The organism is Siccirubricoccus soli (genome assembly GCF_024178315.1).
Lineage (GTDB): Bacteria > Pseudomonadota > Alphaproteobacteria > Acetobacterales > Acetobacteraceae > Siccirubricoccus > Siccirubricoccus soli.
In genome coordinates this window covers 15,941-32,829 of sequence record NZ_JAMZIK010000120.1, presented here as the reverse complement: position 1 = coordinate 32,829, position 16,889 = coordinate 15,941, and the positions used below count along the sequence as shown (strand labels likewise).

Here is a 16,889-nt window from a genome sequence, read left to right as displayed (position 1 = left end):
CGGCCAGCCGCGGCTGGCGATCCGGGAATTGAGGCCCGGGACGGCGGAATGCCGCCCGGGACGGGAGAACGTCAGACACCATGCAGATCCTCCGCGACCTCGATGCGCTGCGCGCCGCCCGCGCCGCGCGCGGCCCCCTGGCCCTGGTGCCGACCATGGGCGCGCTGCATGAGGGGCATCTCTCCCTGGTCGCGGCGGCGCAGGCGACGGGGCTGCCCGTCATCACCTCCATCTTCGTCAACCCGCTGCAATTCGGCCCGAACGAGGACCTCTCCCGCTACCCGCGCGACGAGGCGGGGGACCTCGCCAAGCTGGACGCGGCCGGCTGCGACCTGGTCTGGCTGCCGAGCGTCGCCGCCATGTATCCGGAAGGCCGCGCCACCAGCATCGAGGTCGCCGGCCCCGCCGAGGGCTGGGAGGGCGCCGCGCGCCCCGGGCATTTCCGCGGCGTCGCCACGGTCTGCGCCAAGCTCTTCCTGCAGACCGGCGCCGCCGTCGCGGTGTTCGGCGAGAAGGACTGGCAGCAATACCAGGTGATCCGCCGCATGGTCGCCGACCTGGACCTGCCGCTGCGCATCCTGGGCGGCGAGACGGTGCGGGAGGCGGACGGGCTCGCCATGTCCTCCCGCAACCGCTTCCTCGGGCCGCAGGAGCGCGCCCTGGCGCCGCGGCTGCACCAGGCGATGCAGGCGGCGGCCGCCGCCATGGCCGCCGGCACCGCCCCGGCGGCGGCGCTCGCGGAGGCGCGGGCCGGTCTCGCCGCCCTCGGCTTCGGCGTGGACTACCTGGCGCTGGTGGAGCCGGAGACGCTGCGCGAGACCACGGCGCGGCCGGGCAGGCTGATCGCCGCCGCCCGGCTCGGCAGCGTGCGGCTGCTGGACAACATCGCGGCGGGGTAGCGGCGCCGGCCTGCCATTCCGCCGGCGCACATTCTCGCGTGCAGCGCCGGATCGCCCGGACGGCACCGTGTCCGGCGGCGTAGAATAGTCGCAGGAATGACAGGCCGAGGATGGACGCATGGTCCGGCAGGCCCCCCCACATGCCCGGCCCGGCTGATGCACCGGGAGGCCGCGGAGATCGAGGCCGAGCGCGTGGCGGTGATGTTCCGCCAGACGCCGTTCGCGACCCTGGTGACGATGGTGAACGCCCTGCTCATGGCCGGCGTCATGTGGCAGGCGGTGCCGCGGGCGCGGCTGCTGCCCTGGCTGGCTGCGATGCTGCTGCTGGCGGCGGGGCGGTTCCTGCTCTGGCTCGGCTGGCAGCGGCGGGCGGCGACCGGGCCGCCGCCGCGGCGCTGGGGCCGGCTCGGCGCGCTCGGCATCGGGCTCGGCGGGCTGCTCTGGGGCGGCGGCGCCGCCTGGCTCTGGCCGGAGAGCGAGACCTACCGGCTCTTCTGGGTCTTCGCGATCGGCGGCATGTGCGTCGGCGCCGGCGCCATCCATGCCGCGCATGCCCACTCCGCCCTCGCCTTCATCCTGCTGGCCGGGCTGCCGCTCGCCGCCCGTTTCGCGCTGGACGGCACGGTGCTGGGGCTGGCGGCGGCGGCGATGATCCTGGTCCTGCTCGTCGCGCTCTGCGTCATCTCCTGGCGCGCCGCCGCCGCCTTCGGCGTCCATGCGCGGATGCGGCTGGACCTCGCCGCCCAGGCCCGCTCCCTCGATGCCGCCAATGCAAGGCTGCGGGCGGAGATCGCGACCCGCCAGGCGGCCGAGGCCAGCCTGCACCATGCGCAGAAGATGGAGGCGATGGGCCAGCTCACCGGCGGGATCGCGCATGATTTCAACAACCTGCTGATGGCGGTGCAGGGCAGCCTGGACCTGCTGCGCAAGCGCCTGCCGCCCGGCGATGCCCGAACCCAGCGGCTGCTGGAGAATGCCCGGCTGGGGACGCAGCGCGGCGCGGCGCTGACCCAGCGGCTGCTGGCCTTCGGCCGCCGCCAGAAGCTGCAGCCCAGCCGGCTGCACCTGCCCGCCATGGTGCAGGGGGTACGGGAGCTGCTGGACAATTCCCTGCGCGCCGGCATCCGGCTGGAGATTAGCTTCCCGCCCGACCTGCCCCCGGTGCTGGCCGATGCCAACCAATTGGAGCTGGCGCTGCTGAACCTCGTGGTGAATGCCAGGGATGCGATGCCGGAGGGCGGCGTCGTCACGATCGGCGCGACTCTGCCGCGGCGGGCGGAGGAGCAGGGGCTGATCGCCCTGACCGTGACCGATACCGGCACCGGCATGGATGCGGCGACGCTGGCCCAGGCCATGAAGCCCTTCTTCACCACCAAAGGGGCGGGCAGGGGCACCGGGCTCGGCCTTGCCATGGTTCAGGGGCTGGCGGCGCAATCCGGCGGGCGCTTCCTGCTGCGCAGCGCGCCGGGGCAGGGGACGGTGGCGGAGCTCTGGCTGCCCGGGGCCGCGGCGGCCGAGCCGGCCGCCCCGTCCGCCGCGCCGGCCCCGGCGGCGACGCCCGGCCCCGCCCTGGCCGTGCTGCTGGTGGATGACGACCCGCTGGTGCTGGCGAGCCTGGCAGAGATGCTGGCCGATCTCGGCCACCGCACGGTGACGGCCGCCTCCGGTCCGGAGGCGCTGGCGCGGCTGGACGCGACCGCCCGCTTCGACCTGGTCATCACCGACCACGCCATGCCGGGCATGACGGGACTGCAGCTCGCCGAAGCGCTGGCCCGGCTCCGTCCCGGCCTGCCGGTATTGCTGGCCACTGGCTATGCGGAGCTGGACGGCGCCTGCCCTGCCGGCCTGACCTGCCTGGCCAAGCCCTTCAGCCAGGAGACGCTGGCCCAGGCGATCCGCGACTGCCTGGCGGCGCCCGCCCCCGGCGGCCCCGGCCCCCCGGAGCCGCCCGGCCCATCCCGGCCGGGGCAGGCCGCCGGCCCGGGCCTCAGGGCTTGATGAGTGTGCCGGCGCCGCCCTGGGTGAACAGCTCCCGCAGGACCGCATGGGGGACGCGGCCATCGACGATGACGGCGCCCTTCACCCCCTTCTCGATGGCGTAGATGCAGGTCTCCACCTTCGGGATCATGCCGGCGGAGATCCAGCCCGCCTCGATGCCGGCCCGCACCTCGGCCACATTCATCTCCGGGATGACGACACCATCCGGGCCCTTCACGCCGGCGACGTCGGTCAGCATCAGCAGCCGCTCGGCACCGAGCGCGCCGGCGATGGCGCCTGCCACCGTATCGGCGTTGATGTTGTAGGTCTGGCCGTCGGCGCCGATGCCGACGGGCGCCACCACCGGCACGATGTCGGCGCCGATCAGCAGCCTGAGGACGCGGGTATCGACGCATTCCGGCTCCCCGACGAAGCCGAGGTCGAGCACCTGCTCGATGCGGGAGTCGGGGTCGCGCACCTTGCGCACCAGCTTCCGCGCCCGGATCAGCCCACCATCCTTGCCGGAGATGCCGACGGCGATGGCGCCGGCGCGGGTGATCGCCTCCGCCACCTGCTTGTTCACCGGGCCGGCGAGGACCATCTCGACCACGTCGAGCATCGCCTCATCCGTCACGCGCAGCCCCTGGACGAAGGTGGACTGCACGTTGAGGCGCTTCAGCATGGCGTTGATCTGCGGCCCGCCGCCATGCACCACCACGGGGTTCACCCCCACCTGCTCCAGCAGCGCGATGTCGCGGCCGAAGCGCAGCGCCGTCTCCTCCTCCCCCATGGCGTGGCCGCCATATTTCACCACCACGATCTGGTCGTCGTAGCGCTTCAGGAAGGGCAGCGCGCCGGAGAGGATCTGCATGGGGTCGGTCGTGTCGGACATCGGCCGGGCTCTCGCTGACGGGTGTCCTGCCCTTGACCGGGAATGGCAGGGAGACGCAGGCCACCGAAGATAAGGGCCGGCGTCCCGGCCCCGGAGGCCGCCGGGACCGGGACGCCAGCGCGCCGGGCTTAGGGGGCGGGGGGGCGGGGGTCAAGGCGGTCGGGCCCGCGCTCAGCCCCTGGCCAGCTCCGCCAGCAGCGCGGCGGCATTCGTTGGGGTGTGCAGCTTCACGCTCTCATCCCCCGCCGCATCGAAGATGATGAAGACGTCGCGCCCCTCCGCCGCCCAGCCGCGGCAGCGCTCCGCCCATTCGGCGATCGCCGCCGGGCCGTAGCCGGCGGGGCCGAGCTCCGGCCGGAGATGCAGGCGGGCATAGCGGATCGGCCCGGTCGGCTCGCGGAGCTGCGGGTGGTCGGCGATGCCGTCGGTCTCCACCAGCGCGACGCCATGCCCGCGGAACAGCGCCAGGCATTCGGGGCTGCCGAAGCTCGGGTGACGGCCCTCGACGGCGTGGTGGACCGGCCCGTCCGGGCCCGGATCGAGCCAGGCCCGGCCGTCCATCCGGTTCTCATGCTGCGCGGCGAGGGCAGCCGCCGCCCGCCGGTCCCGCGGCAGCAGGACGAGGAAGGGGTCCAGCCGCTCCGGCTCGAAAGCCAGGTTCGGGGGCAGCTGCCAGAGGATGGGGCCGAATTTCGGCCCGCGGCGCAGCACTCCGCTCTACAGGAAATTGGCCAGCGGCGCCGCGCACGCCTTCAGCCGTTTCATATGGGTGATGAAGCGCGGGCCCTTCAGGGTGAAGACGAAGTCGGCCGGCGTCTCCGCCTCCCAGGCGGCGAAGGTCTTCGGCTGCTGCAGCGAGTAGAAGGTGCCGTTCGCCTCCAGCACCGGATATTGCCGGGCGGCGAAGGCAAGCTCCTCCTTCTGCTTCAGCTTCGCGGGATAGAAGGCGCCGCGCCAGGGCGGGAAGGACCAGCCGGCGATGCCGACGCGGATCCGAGCACCGCTCGCCGCCGCCGCGATCATGCCGCCAGCGCCGCCATTTCCGCCCGCAGCTCGGGGATGCCGAGGCCGGTCTCGCTGCTGGTCACCAGCACCAGCGGATGCCCCGCCGTGTGCTTGCGGGCGAGCTGCTCGGCCTCCTTCCTCCGCTGCTCCAGCCACCAGGGCTTGGCGTCGTCGGCCTTGGTCAACACGATCTGGAAGCTGACCGCGGCCTCGTTCAGCAGCTCCATCGCCGCCCGGTCGCCCGCCTTGGTCTCGATCCTGGCATCCAGCAGCAGGATGACCCGGCGCAGTGTCGCGCGGCCGCGCAGGAAGTCGAACATCAGCCCCTGCCAGTCCGCCTTCACGCTCTTCGACGCCTGGGCATAGCCATAGCCCGGCATGTCCACCAGCGTCAGCCGCCCCTCGGCGAGGTCGAAGAAATTGAGCTGCCTCGTGCGGCCGGGGGTGTGGGAGACGCGGGCCAGGGCGTTCTGCCCGGTCAGCGCATTCACCAGGGAGGATTTGCCGACATTGGACCGGCCGCAGAAGGCGATCTCCGGCCCCCGCGCGGGCGGCAGCTGGTCCAGCCGCTGCGCCGCGTGGAAGAAGGTGCAGGGCCGGGCGAAGAGCAGCCGCCCGGCCTCCAGCAGGGCGGCGCGCTCCTCCTCCGTCCTCGCCTCGGTGAGGCTCGCGGGCAGCGTCACCCCTTGCTCGGGGCCGGGGCCACGGCCTTGCCCTTCCGCTGCGCGTCCAGCCGCATGATGTACCATTGCTGCGCGATCGACAGCAGGTTGTTCCACGACCAGTAGATCACCAGCCCGGCCGGGAAGCTGGCCAGCATGAAGGTGAAGATGATCGGCATGTACTGGAACACCTTCGCCTGGATCGGGTCCGGGGGCGCCGGGTTCAGCTTCTGCTGCAGGAACATGGTGACGCCCATGATGAGCGCCCAGGCCGGCATGTGCAGGTAGTGGGAGAGCTGCATCGGGTCGTAGGGGATGAGCCCGAACAGGTTGAACAGGTTCGTCGGGTCCGGCGCCGAGAGGTCGCGGATCCAGCCGAAGAACGGCGCGTGCCGCATCTCGATGGTGACGAACAGCACCTTGTAGAGGGCGAAGAAGACCGGGATCTGGATGACGATGGGCAGGCAGCCGGAGGCGGGGTTCACCTTCTCCGTCCGGTAGAGCGCCATCATCTCGGCCTGGGCCTTGGCCGGGTCCTCCTTATGCCGCTCGCGGATCTCCTGCATCTTCGGGCCCAGCACCTTCATGCGGGCCATCGACTTGTAGGCCTTGTTGGCCAGCGGGAAGAAGGCCGCCTTCAGCGCCAGGGTGAAGACCAGGATGGCGATGCCGAAATTGCCGAACAGCTTGAACAGCCAGTCGAGCGCGAAGAAGAAGGGCTTGGTCAGGAAGTAGAACCAGCCGAAATCGATCGCCTTGTCGAAATCCGGGATGCCGAGGCGGCTGGCATAGGCATCCAGCAGATGCACCTCCTTGGCGCCGGCAAACAGGCGCAGCGCCTGGCCGCCGCCGGTGGCGCCCGGCGTCACCTCCATCGGCGCGGGCGGGGCGAAATCCACCTGCCAGCGATCCTCCTGGCCATGCGGCCCGGCCTCCGGCACCGCGCGGTAGCTGGCGCGGAGGCGGGCGGACTGGTCCACCGGGGTCAGCGCCGCCAGCCAGTACTTGTCGGTGAAGCCGGACCAGCCGCCGGAGGTCTCCTGCTCGAAGGCGAGGCCGCTGCGCTTGCCCGCCTCCTCCTTCGCCGCCTTGTAGGTCATCTCCCGCAGGCGGCCGTCCAGCACGCCGACGAAGCCTTCATGCAGGATGTAGAAGCCCTGGGTGGGCGGCGTGCTCTCCCGCCGGATGCGGGCCCAGGGGAGGAGCTGCACCGGCTGCTCCCCGGTGTTGCGCACCCGCTGCTCCGCCGTGACCATGTAGTTCTCGTCGAGCGCGAGCACGATCTCGAAGACCTGGCCCTGGCCGTTGTCCCAGCGCAGCGTCAGCGGGTTGCCGGGGGCGAGGCGGCCGCCCTCGGCCTGCCAGTCCGTATCGTTGCCCGGCACCGGGGTGCGGCCATCGGCCGCCGTCCAGCCCCATTGCGCGTAATAGGGCGCCGAGCCCTCCCGCGGGGCAAACAGGCGGACCAGGGGGGAGTTCGGGTCGGTGGTCTCGCGGTAGTCGCGCAGCACCAGGTCGTCGAGCCGCGCGCCGCGCAGGTTCAGCGTGCCCTGGACGCGCGGCCCCTCGACCGGCAGGCGGGCGGCGGGCTCGCGCGGCGTGCCGGCGGCCGGGGCCGCATCGGTCGGCGTCCGCAGCGGGCCGGCGGGGCCGGGCGTCGGCGCCGGCTGGGCGAGCTGCGCCGCCTGCTGCTGCTGCGCCCGCTGGGCCTCGCGCGCCGGCTTGTTGAAGACGGTTTCGAAGACCAGCAGGATGCCGATCGAAGCGATGATCGCCAGGAGAAGGCGCTTGTTGTCCATGGGCGGCGGATCAGCCTTGTTCGGTCCGGGTCGGCACGGGGTCGTAGCCGCCGGGATGCCAGGGGTTGCAGCGCAGGATGCGGCGGCCGGCCATCAGGGCGCCGCGGGCCGCGCCATGGGTCGAAAGCGCCTCCAGCGCATAATGGCTGCAGGAGGGGTGGAAGCGGCACTGCGCGCCGATGAAGGGCCGCAGCGTCCACTGGTAGAGGATGACGGCGCCTTTCAGCGCCTCGGCGGCGGCGCTCATCCGGCCTCCTCCGGCGGCGTCTCCCGCCGCCCCGCGGCGCCGGGCTCGGGCACCCCGGCCTGGCGCAGCGCGCCGCGGAGATCGCCCAGCAGCTTGTCCCAGGGGCGGGTCGGCGTCGCGTCCCGGGCGATCAGCACGATGTCCCAGCCCGGCGGATACTCCGCCAGCAGCAACCGCGCCGCTTCCCGCAGCCGCCGCTTGCAGCGGTTGCGGATCACGGCGTTGCCGATCTTCTTGGTGGCGGTGAAGCCGCAGCGCAGCGGCCCGCCGGGGCGCGGCAGGGCCTGCAGGGCAAGGCCCGGTCGGCCGGCCTTGCGGCCGGCCTTGGCGGCGGCGAGGAATTCCCCGCGTCGGGTCAGCCGGGGAGGGCCGCCCGGCATGGCAACACCCGCCCCCCGGGGTCAGGCGCTGAGCTTGGCGCGGCCCTTGGCGCGGCGGTTGGCCAGCACCTTGCGGCCGCCGACCGTCGCCATGCGGGCGCGGAAGCCATGCCGGCGCTTCCGGACGAGCTTGGAGGGCTGATAGGTACGCTTCACGGTCGGTCTCCGGACTGGTCGGCACCAGCGCGCCCGCCGGGGCGCGCAGCGGCGGAAGCCGGCAGCCTGCGGGGCCCCGGCGAAGGCCGGCAGCTATACGGAGGGGGCGCTGCGGCGTCAACGCCCGGCGGGGGCCTCGCCCTGTCGCCGGTTGCGCCGCGGGGCGGAGCAGCGTAACGCGGCGCCCACCTGCCGCGAACCGAGGCCATGCCGGACGCTGCCCCTTCCTCCGCCGCCTGGACCCGGGCCTGGCCGCTGCTGGTGCTGCTGGCGGCGCTGGCGCTGGCCTATGCCCTCGGGCTGCACCGCTACCTCTCCTTCGACGCGTTGGCGGCGCGGCGGGCCGCGCTGCTGGGCTTTGTCGCCGCCGCGCCACTGCTGGCGGCGCTGGCCTATATCGGCCTCTATGTCGTGGTGGTGGCGCTTTCCCTGCCCGGGGCGGTGGTGCTGACCCTGGCAGGGGGCTTCCTGTTCGGGCCGGTGCTGGGCGCCGCGGCGGCGGTGGCGGGGGCGACAATCGGCGCCTGCCTGCTGTTCCTGGCGGCCCGTTACGCCCTGGCGGAGATCCTGGCGCGCAAGGCCGGGCCCCTGCTCGGGCGGGTGCGGGAGGGGCTGGCGCGGGACGGGTTCTGGTACCTGCTCTCCCTGCGGCTGATCCCGGTGGTGCCCTTCTGGCTGGCGAATCTGGCGCCCGCCCTGGCCGGCATGCCCTTCGCGCCCTTCGCCGCGGCGACCTTCCTCGGCATCATTCCCGGCACTCTCGTCTTCGCCGGCATCGGCGCCGGGCTGGGCCAGGTCTTCGAGGCGGGTGGCCGTCCCGACCTTGCGGTGATCTTTTCACCCGGCATCCTGCTGCCACTTCTGGGCCTGGCGGCTTTGTCCCTGCTGGGCGTCTGGTGGCGCCGCCGGAGGGGCGCTGCCTGAAACTCGAGGTTTCCAAAGGCCCTTCGGCCTTTGGTGGGGGGTGAGGGGGGCAAGGCCCCCCTCTCGACTGTTTGGGAGTGAGTGAATGCCTGACGTGGACGTCGCGGTGATCGGGGCCGGCGCCGCCGGCCTGTCCGTCGCGGCCATTTCCGCCAATCTCGGCCTGAAGGTAGCGCTGATCGAGCGCGGCCGGATGGGCGGCGACTGCCTGAATTACGGTTGCGTCCCCTCCAAGGCCCTGCTCGCCGCCGCCCATGCCGCGGCCGAGGCCCGCCGGGCCGATCGCCTCGGCATCCGCCTGCCCCCGCCCGAGATCGACTGGGATGCGGTGCGCGCCCATGTCCAGGGCGCCATCGCCCGCATCGCCCCGAATGACAGCGCCGAGCGCTTCCGGTCCTTGGGCTGCGAGGTGATCCACGCCTCCGCCCATTTCCTCGCCCCCGATGCGCTGGAGGTGGGCGGTCGCCGCCTGACCTTCCGCCGCTGCGTCATCGCCGCCGGCAGCTCCCCCCTCATGCCGGACATCCCGGGCCTCGACGGCGTGCCCTGGCTGACCAACGAGACGCTGTTCGAGCTGGCGGAGCCGCCCGGCCATCTCATCATCCTGGGCGGCGGGCCGATCGGCCTGGAGATGGCGCAGGCCCATGCCCGGCTCGGCTGCCTCGTCACGGTCATCGAGGCGGCGCCGAGCATCGCCGCCCGCGAGGACCCGGCGCTGGTGGCGGGGCTCCGGGAGGCGTTGCGCCGCGACGGCGTGGAATTCCGCGAGGGCGTGAAGCTCACCGCGGTGGAGCCGCTGGAGGCGCGGAGCACGGCGGAGGCCGCCGGGGTGGTGGCGGTGCTGGCGGATGGCAGCCGCATCGCCGGCACGCATTTGCTGCTGGCGGTCGGGCGGGCGCCGCGGCTGGCGGGGCTCGACCTCGCGGCCGGGAATGTCGCCATGACGAAGCACGGCATCGCCACCCGGCGCGACCTCCGCTCCACCACCAACACGCGCGTCTGGGCGGTGGGCGACATCGCCGATCCGGAGGGGATCGGCCCCCGCGCCTTCACCCATGTGGCGAGCCAGCATGCCGGCGTCCTGGTCCGCTCCATGCTGTTCCGCCTGCCCTTCACCCGGGTGGACTACGCCGCCCTGCCGCGCGTGACCTATACCGACCCGGAGCTGGTGCAGGTCGGGCTGACCGAGGCCGAGGCGCAGGCGCAAGGCATCGGCGGGTTGCAGCTCCGGCGCTGGAGCCTCGCCGAGAATGACCGCGCCATCGCCGAGGGCCGGCCGGAGGGCGAGGTGCGGCTGCTGCTGGACGGCAAGGGCAGGCTGCTGGGCGCCGGGGTGCTGGCGCCGCGGGCGGGGGAGATGGCCGGGATGTTCGGGCTGATGCTCGGCCGGCGCCTGCCGCTCTCCGCCCTGGCCGGGATGGTGCTGCCCTACCCGACGCTGGCGGAGGCGGCGAAGCGCGCGGCCGCCGAGCATTACGCGCCGAAGCTGCTTTCGCCCCTGGTGAAGCGCGCTGTCAGCCTGCTGAAACATCTGCCGTGATATCCCGCAGGACCGCGCGACGGGTTTGCGGGAAGGCCGGGAGCGGCCGCAGCCTGGACCGGAACGCAGCTCGTTCCGGTCGGACGCTGCGCGCTCCCGGGCGGGATTGCCATCCGGTGCCACCCCGGCAAGGCGGGGCACCGGGCGGCGCCGGGGCCTGGTAAGTGCCTGCAAGCGATTGGGAGAAATTGAATGGAGAAGACTCTCGCCGGCCGGACGGCCCTCGTCACCGGCAGCACCAGCGGCATCGGCCTCGGTATCGCCCAGCTTTTCGCCGAGGCCGGTGCCAAGGTCATGCTGAACGGCTTCGGCAAGCCGGAGGAGATCGCCCGTGCAAGGGCGGAAGTCGGCAAGGCCATGGGCGTCGCCGAGGCGCCCTATTCCGCCGCCGACCTCTCGAAGCCCGAAGCGGTGCGGCAGATGGTGCAGGACGCGCAGGCAGCGCTCGGCAGCCTCGACATCCTGGTGAACAATGCCGGCATCCAGTTCGTGGCGCCGGTGGATGAATTCCCGGAGGAGAAGTTCGACGCCATCATCGCGATCAACTTCACCTCCAATTTCCACGCCATCAAGGCGGCGCTGCCGGGGATGAAGGCGCGGGGCTGGGGGCGGATCATCACCCTCGCCTCGGCGCATGGCCTCGTCGCCTCGCCCAACAAGTCGGCCTATGTCTCCGCCAAGCACGCGGTGGTGGGGCTGACCAAGACCGTGGCGATCGAGGTGGCGCAGACGCAGATCACCTGCAACGCCATCTGCCCCGGCTTCGTCCGTACGCCGCTGGCGGAAGCCCAGCTGCCGGCCCTGGCGAAGCAGTACGGGGTCTCCGAGGAGGTGGCGCTGAAGGACCACCTGCTGGAACACCAGCCCTCCAAGCGCTGGATCGAGGTGGAGGAGGTGGCGCATATGGCGCTCTATCTCTGCGGCCCTGGCAGCGGCGGGGTGACCGGCGCAGCGCTTTCCATCGACGGCGGCTGGTACGCGAGCTAGAGCAGATCGCCGTAGGGCGGCATCGCCCGAAGGCGTGAATCTGCTATGCAAACACAGGCGTAGAGCGTTTTCGGTGAACGCATGTAAACCGAAAACGCTCTAGATCCCCGGGAAGCCGCTGCGCGGCGCCGTGGAGGCCCCGGAAGCGCCGTGCTCCCGAGGCTTCGCACGGCCTGCCGCGGCCAAGCCGCGGGGGGCAACGGGTAGGCCGGTTCTGATGGGCGTGCTGCATGGCTGAAGGGCAGGGGGCGCCGGCGGTCGCGCGGCCGGTGGCGCCGAAGAAGATCAACCTCGCCCTGCAGGGCGGCGGCACGCATGGCGCCTTCACCTGGGGGGTGCTGGAGCGGCTGCTGGAGGATGAGCGGCTGGCGGTGGATGCGGTCTCCGGCACCTCGGCCGGCGGCATCAACGCCGCCATCCTGGTGCAGGGGCTCGCCGCCGGCGGCCGGCAGGGGGCGATCGACGCGCTGAACAAGCTGTGGAACGACGTGGCGCTGCGCCTCGCCTTCAGCCCCTTGCGCAATACGCCCTGGGAGAAGGCGCTCTGGGGCCATGACCTGACCTATTCGGTGGCCTACCAGACCTTCGAGACGCTTTCCCGCGTCTTCTCCCCCTACCACCTCAATCCGCTGCTGGCGGAGTTCAACCCGCTGCGCCAGGTGATTTCGGAGAACCTCGACGAGGCGCGGCTGAAGCAGGACGCCAAGGCGATCCGCCTCTTCATCTCCGCCACCAATGTCCGTACCGGCAAGCCGCGGGTCTTCGGCCGGGCGGAGGTGACGACCGACGTCATCCTCGCCTCCGCCTGCCTGCCCAATGTGTTCCGCGCGGTGGAGATCGAGGGCGAGCCCTACTGGGATGGCGGCTATCTCGGCAACCCCGCCCTCTGGCCGCTGTATCACGAGCGGGGGGCGCCCGACATCGTAGTGGTGCAGATCAACGCCATCCTGCGGGAGGAGCTGCCCACCACGCCGTCGGACATCATGAACCGGCTGAACGAGATCAGCTTCAATGCCAGTCTGATGGCGGAGATGCGGGCGATCGACTTCGTGCAGCGGTTGCTGGATGCCGGACGGCTGGAGCAGCCGCGCTACCGCCGCCTCTTCCTGCATGTCATCGAGGACGAGGCGCGGATGCGGGAGTTCAAGCTCTCGACCAAGCTGAACGGGGATTGGGAGTTCCTGCAGACGCTGAAGGCCTATGGGCGGGAAGCGGCGGACCGCTTCCTGGCGGACCATTTCGCCGCCATCGGGCGGGAAAGCACGCTGGACATCCAGCGCTACCTGTAGCCCGGCCTGGCCAAATCAGCGCCAAGCCTTGCACCCGGCCCCCCCGCGGCGCATCTTGGAGAGGCATTACCCAGAGACATTCGGTCCGACCATGGAGCAACACGCCGGCGACGCGCGCCGCATCACCATCCACGCCCCCGAGGATTTCGCGGGCATGCGCGCAGCGGGGCAGCTGGCCGCCGCCACCCTCGACATGATCACGCCGCATGTCCGCCCGGGCGTGGCGACGGAGGAGCTGGATCGCATCTGTCACGAATACATCGTGGCGCATGGGGCGGTGCCGGCGCCGCTCGGCTATCGCGGCTATCCGAAATCCACCTGCATCTCCATCAACCACGTGGTCTGCCACGGCATCCCCGGGGACCGGGTGCTGGCCGAGGGCGACATCCTCAACATCGACATCACCGTCATCCTGGATGGCTGGCACGGCGACACCAGCCGGATGTACGTGGCCGGCCAGCCCAGCACCAAGGCGCGGCTGCTGCTGGACGTGACCTATGAGAGCCTGCTGCTCGGCGTCGCGGCGGTGAAGCCGGGGGCGACGCTCGGCGATATCGGCCACGCCATCCAGCGCTTCGTGGAGCGGCACCGCTTCAGCGTGGTGCGGGATTTCTGCGGCCACGGCATCGGCCGCCGCTTCCACGAGCCGCCGAACGTGCTGCATTTCGGCCGGCCGGGGGAAGGGCCCGTGCTGCGCCCCGGCATGTTCTTCACCATCGAGCCGATGGTGAATACCGGCCGGCCGGAGGTGAAGATCCTCGACGATGGCTGGACCGCGGTGACCCGCGACCGCAGCCTCTCCGCCCAGTTCGAGCACATGGTCGGGGTGACGGAAACGGGCTGCGAGGTCTTCACCCTCTCCCCCGCCGGTCTGCACCGTCCGCCCTACGCCGCCTGAGCGGGGGCGGGTGGGCGTCGCCCCGGCCCGTTCCCGCCACGCGGCAGCGCGCCTCGGCCTCGCTTGCCGCGGGTTCTGCCGGCGGCGCCAGGCTGGCCATGCGCCGCTGCATACATGGATGTGTGGCACATTCGCGGCGGCGAGGACCCTGGCGCCGCTGCTGGCCGCCCCTGGTCCAGCTCCAGCGTTGCCGTGCCGGCGTGCTCGGCCCCGGCCTCCGACCATGCGCGGCGCCGAAGGGGAACGGCCCGGCCGGGCCTGATGCGGGCGGTGCGGTTGTCTCCCTCGGCCTCACTGGGCTGCCGGTAGCGGGTGGCTCTGCCCTGCTGCCGCAGCGCCTCCCCGGCCGGGTATTGTCCCGCTGAGGCTCGCCCAGGCGGCGGGGGCGCGGCTCTGGCTGCTCCCCTGGCTTGTGGCATTTTGGGCACAGTGCGGCGTCGATGCATCGCCCGATGCGCGCGGCCGGGGGCGGCGGACGGCGGCGCTGGCCCGGCCGAAGGCCCATCCCACGCCCAAAAATCCTTTGTTCAGAACGCCCTGGCCCCGCTCCGGCGCTTCCCGGCACGGCCCGGTCGGCGGCAACGCGCAACCGGCGCATGTCCCTTGCAACCCCTGGTAAAGACGTCGCGCGTGCCTACACTCATTCCGTCAGAAGGATGAGACATGCGCCAAGACGTCGCTCCTCCCCCGCCCGCGGCCAAGCGCGCCGTGGAGTCTGGCCTCGCGGAAGCCCCTGCCGGCTTCCAGCCTGCCCTCGCCCTGGAGAGCCAGCAAAGCACCGCCGCACCGCGCCGCCGCCCGCCTCTGCCGGCGGCGCAGGCCCCGGAGGTGCCCCCCCCCGGCCATCTCGGCCACCGGGCGCGGGTGCGGCAGCGGCTGCTCTCGCACGGGCCGGATGCGCTGCTGGACCATGAATTACTGGAACTGGTGCTGTTCCTCGCCCTGCCGCGGCGGGACACCAAGCCCATCGCCCGGGCGCTGCTGGCGCGCTTCGGCAGCTTCGCCAATGCCATCGCCGCCTCGCCGCCGGAATTGCTCGGCGTGGACGGCCTCGGGGAGGCGGGCGTCGCCGCGCTGAAGGCGGTGCAGGGCGCGGCGCTCCGCCTGGCGCGGGCGGAGGTGATCGACCAGCCCGTGCTGAACTCCTGGGACCGGCTGATCGACTACCTGACCGCGACCCTCTCCCGCCAGAAGGTGGAGCATGTGCACGTGCTCTACCTGGATACCCGCAACCGCCTGATCGCCGACGAGGCCCAGGCCCGCGGCACGGTGAACCACACCCCGGTCTATCCGCGGGAGGTGGTGAAGCGCGCGCTGGAACTGCAGAGCACCGCGCTCATCCTGGTCCATAACCACCCGAGCGGCGACCCGACGCCGTCGCGCGCCGATATCGAGATGACGCAGGAGATCAAGCAGGCGGCCTCGGTCTTCGGCATCGTCGTCCACGACCACCTGATCGTCGGCAATGGCCGCCAGCTTTCCTTCCGGCGGGAGGGGTTGTTGTAGGCGGGGCGCTGCCCCGGGTCCCGGCAGGGGGCAGCGCCCCCTGTCAGCCAAACCCTTCCGCCACCGGCGCTGCCACCACGCCCCGCGCTTCCAGCGCCGCCGCCGCGCGGAACAGCAGCGCTTCCGTCCAGGGCTTGCCGATGAGCTGCACGCCGATCGGCAGCCTTCCATCCGCCTTCGGCACCGGTACCGTCACCACCGGCAGGCCGAGACAGGAGATCGGCTGGGTGAACAGCCCCATGGAGGGCCGCAGCGGCACCTCGACGCCGTCCAGTTCCAGCATCTCCTGCCCGATCGGCGTCGCCGTCACCGGCGTGGCCGGCGCCAGCAGCACGTCCCAATCTTCCAGCAGCGCCGCCATGCTGTCCCGCGCCACTGCCCGCACCCGCTGCGCGTGGTTCACCCAGGCCGCCGGCAGCAGCGCGCCGGCCAGCAGCCGGTCCTGGATCAGCGGTTCGTACTCCTCCAGCCGGGTGCGCAGCGTCGGCAGGTGCAGCGCACCGCCCTCCGCGCTGGTGATGAGGAAGGCCGCCGCCCGCGCCGCCTCCGCCATCTCCCACTCCACCGTCGCGCTGGCGTTGAGCGCCGCCGCCACCGCCGCCACCGCGTCGCGCGCCGCATCGGATTGCTGCCGCCCGAACCAGCCGCCGAGCCTCGCCACCCGCAGCCCCTGGGCGCCCGCCGCCAGCCCCGGCGTCACCGCATGCGGCGGCATCGGTGCCTGCGCCCTGTCCTCCGGGTCGAGCCCCTGCAGCGCGTCATAGGCCGCGGCGAGATCCGCCACGCTGCGGGCGAAGGGCCCGACATGATCCAGCGAGAAGACGAAGGGAAAGGCGCCGTGGCGGGAGAGCCGCCCGTAGCTCGGCTTCACCCCGAAGATGCCGTTCAATGAGGCGGGGACGCGGATCGAGCCGTTGGTGTCCGTCCCGAGCGTGATCGGCACCAGCCCCGCCGCCACCGCGGCGCCGGAGCCGCCGGAGGAGCCGCCGGCGATGCGCGTCAGGTCATGCGGGTTGCGCGCCGGCCCGTCATGGCTGTTCTCGGTGGTGAAGCCATAGGCGAACTCGTCCATGTTCAGCGCGCCCAGGCACACCGCGCCCGCCGCCGAGAGCTGCCGCACCAGGAAGGCGTCGCGCGCGGCGGGTGGGGCGGATTTGCGGACGCGGCTACCCGCCGTGGTCGGGATGCCCTTGAGGTCGAACAGGTTCTTCGCCGCATAGGGCACGCCGGCCAGCCTCCCGGGGTCCTCCCCGGCGGCGATGCGCGCATCCACGGCAGCGGCCTCGGCCAATGCCCGCTCGCTGAGCACGGTGGTGAAGGCGTTCGCTCGCGGGTTCGCCGCCGCGATCCGCGCCAGCGCCGCCTCCGCCACCGCCACCGCTGTCATCTCCCCGGCGCGGACCCGGGCGGCGATCTCCAGCGCCATCATGGCCGGAACACCGGCGCCGGCTCCGCCTCCACCGGCAGGTCCACGGCCAGGGCCGGGCCGGCGATGCGCACCACCAGCGCCAGGGCGGCGGCGACGCGCGCCTGCCGCGTCGCGTCCAGCGCCAGCCCCACCGCCGGCGCGGCGGCGGCGACATGGGCGGCGGGGTCGAATCTCTCGGTGTCCAGCATGCGCTCTGCTCCTCCTCCCCTTGGCCATGCCGGAATCATACCAGCCGCTTCGCCTGCTCCCGCATGCGTGATCGCGCGGGGGGCGAGCCAAGCCCGTCTCGCCGGCGTTGC

Annotated in this window: 16 protein-coding genes and 1 pseudogene; 8 read left to right on the top strand and 9 right to left on the bottom strand. The window is 72.5% G+C overall.

Going from position 1 to position 16,889, the window contains the following annotated elements; all coding sequences use genetic code 11:
- Window positions 1-80: 80 nt before the first annotated feature.
- On the top strand, window positions 81-899 hold the full coding sequence (panC, locus tag NJ376_RS18685; protein WP_252954798.1) for a pantoate--beta-alanine ligase: 819 nt from the start codon (window positions 81-83) through the stop codon (window positions 897-899).
- A gap of 156 nt (window positions 900-1,055) precedes the next feature.
- Window positions 1,056-2,897 carry an ATP-binding protein gene (locus NJ376_RS18680; protein ID WP_252954797.1) on the top strand — a complete coding sequence of 614 codons (1,842 nt, stop codon included), beginning with the start codon at window positions 1,056-1,058 and terminating at the stop codon, window positions 2,895-2,897.
- Here the strand turns inward: NJ376_RS18680 and argB are convergent.
- From argB to rpmH, 7 genes and pseudogenes are all read right to left on the bottom strand, one after another.
- Window positions 2,887-3,768, bottom strand: a complete 882-nt coding sequence (gene argB, locus NJ376_RS18675) for an acetylglutamate kinase (RefSeq protein ID WP_252954796.1) — start codon at window positions 3,766-3,768, stop codon at window positions 2,887-2,889. The two genes, NJ376_RS18680 and argB, sit on opposite strands and share 11 nt — an antisense overlap.
- Before the next feature lie 171 nt (window positions 3,769-3,939).
- A pseudogene (locus NJ376_RS18670) lies at window positions 3,940-4,791 on the bottom strand (DUF72 domain-containing protein).
- Entirely contained in the window at window positions 4,788-5,456 is a 669-nt protein-coding gene (yihA, locus tag NJ376_RS18665; protein ID WP_370288435.1) for a ribosome biogenesis GTP-binding protein YihA/YsxC, read from the bottom strand. Before yihA ends, NJ376_RS18670 begins: the two are co-directional and overlap by 4 nt.
- On the bottom strand, window positions 5,453-7,234 hold the full coding sequence (gene yidC, locus NJ376_RS18660; protein WP_252954795.1) for a membrane protein insertase YidC: 1,782 nt from the start codon (window positions 7,232-7,234) through the stop codon (window positions 5,453-5,455). The genes yihA and yidC overlap by 4 nt, the downstream gene beginning before the upstream one ends.
- Before the next feature lie 10 nt (window positions 7,235-7,244).
- Entirely contained in the window at window positions 7,245-7,481 is a 237-nt protein-coding gene (gene yidD, locus NJ376_RS18655) for a membrane protein insertion efficiency factor YidD (protein ID WP_252954794.1), read from the bottom strand.
- Window positions 7,478-7,861 (bottom strand): ribonuclease P protein component, encoded by a 384-nt coding sequence (rnpA, locus tag NJ376_RS18650; protein WP_252954793.1) that lies wholly within the window; start codon window positions 7,859-7,861, stop codon window positions 7,478-7,480. The genes yidD and rnpA overlap by 4 nt, the downstream gene beginning before the upstream one ends.
- Window positions 7,862-7,882: 21 nt before the next feature.
- Window positions 7,883-8,017: a 50S ribosomal protein L34 gene (gene rpmH, locus NJ376_RS18645; protein WP_027285151.1), complete on the bottom strand. Its 135-nt coding sequence runs from the start codon at window positions 8,015-8,017 to the stop codon at window positions 7,883-7,885.
- A 207-nt stretch (window positions 8,018-8,224) separates the two neighbouring features.
- On the opposite strand from rpmH, the gene NJ376_RS18640 reads away from it, so the two are divergent.
- The 6 genes from NJ376_RS18640 to radC all read left to right on the top strand — a co-directional run bounded on the left by NJ376_RS18640 (window position 8,225) and on the right by radC (window position 15,161).
- Window positions 8,225-8,941 (top strand): TVP38/TMEM64 family protein, encoded by a 717-nt coding sequence (locus tag NJ376_RS18640; protein ID WP_252954792.1) that lies wholly within the window; start codon window positions 8,225-8,227, stop codon window positions 8,939-8,941.
- A gap of 85 nt (window positions 8,942-9,026) precedes the next feature.
- Window positions 9,027-10,481, top strand: a complete 1,455-nt coding sequence (locus NJ376_RS18635; RefSeq protein WP_252954791.1) for a dihydrolipoyl dehydrogenase family protein — start codon at window positions 9,027-9,029, stop codon at window positions 10,479-10,481.
- A 192-nt stretch (window positions 10,482-10,673) separates the two neighbouring features.
- Window positions 10,674-11,468 (top strand): 3-hydroxybutyrate dehydrogenase, encoded by a 795-nt coding sequence (locus NJ376_RS18630; protein WP_252954790.1) that lies wholly within the window; start codon window positions 10,674-10,676, stop codon window positions 11,466-11,468.
- 230 nt (window positions 11,469-11,698) lie between these two features.
- Window positions 11,699-12,757 carry a patatin-like phospholipase family protein gene (locus NJ376_RS18625; RefSeq protein ID WP_252954789.1) on the top strand — a complete coding sequence of 353 codons (1,059 nt, stop codon included), beginning with the start codon at window positions 11,699-11,701 and terminating at the stop codon, window positions 12,755-12,757.
- Between the two features lie 91 nt (window positions 12,758-12,848).
- Complete coding sequence (map, locus tag NJ376_RS18620; protein WP_252954788.1) at window positions 12,849-13,655, top strand: type I methionyl aminopeptidase; 807 nt, start codon at window positions 12,849-12,851, stop codon at window positions 13,653-13,655.
- Between the two features lie 663 nt (window positions 13,656-14,318).
- Window positions 14,319-15,161 (top strand): RadC family protein, encoded by an 843-nt coding sequence (gene radC, locus NJ376_RS18615; protein WP_252954787.1) that lies wholly within the window; start codon window positions 14,319-14,321, stop codon window positions 15,159-15,161.
- A gap of 43 nt (window positions 15,162-15,204) precedes the next feature.
- On the opposite strand, the gene NJ376_RS18610 is transcribed toward radC, so the two are convergent.
- Together NJ376_RS18610 and NJ376_RS18605 are read right to left on the bottom strand one after the other, a co-directional pair.
- Window positions 15,205-16,590, bottom strand: a complete 1,386-nt coding sequence (locus NJ376_RS18610) for an AtzE family amidohydrolase (protein WP_252954786.1) — start codon at window positions 16,588-16,590, stop codon at window positions 15,205-15,207.
- Window positions 16,587-16,778 (bottom strand): AtzG-like protein, encoded by a 192-nt coding sequence (locus NJ376_RS18605; RefSeq protein WP_252954785.1) that lies wholly within the window; start codon window positions 16,776-16,778, stop codon window positions 16,587-16,589. Before NJ376_RS18605 ends, NJ376_RS18610 begins: the two co-directional genes overlap by 4 nt.
- Between the last annotated feature and the right edge of the window lie 111 nt (window positions 16,779-16,889).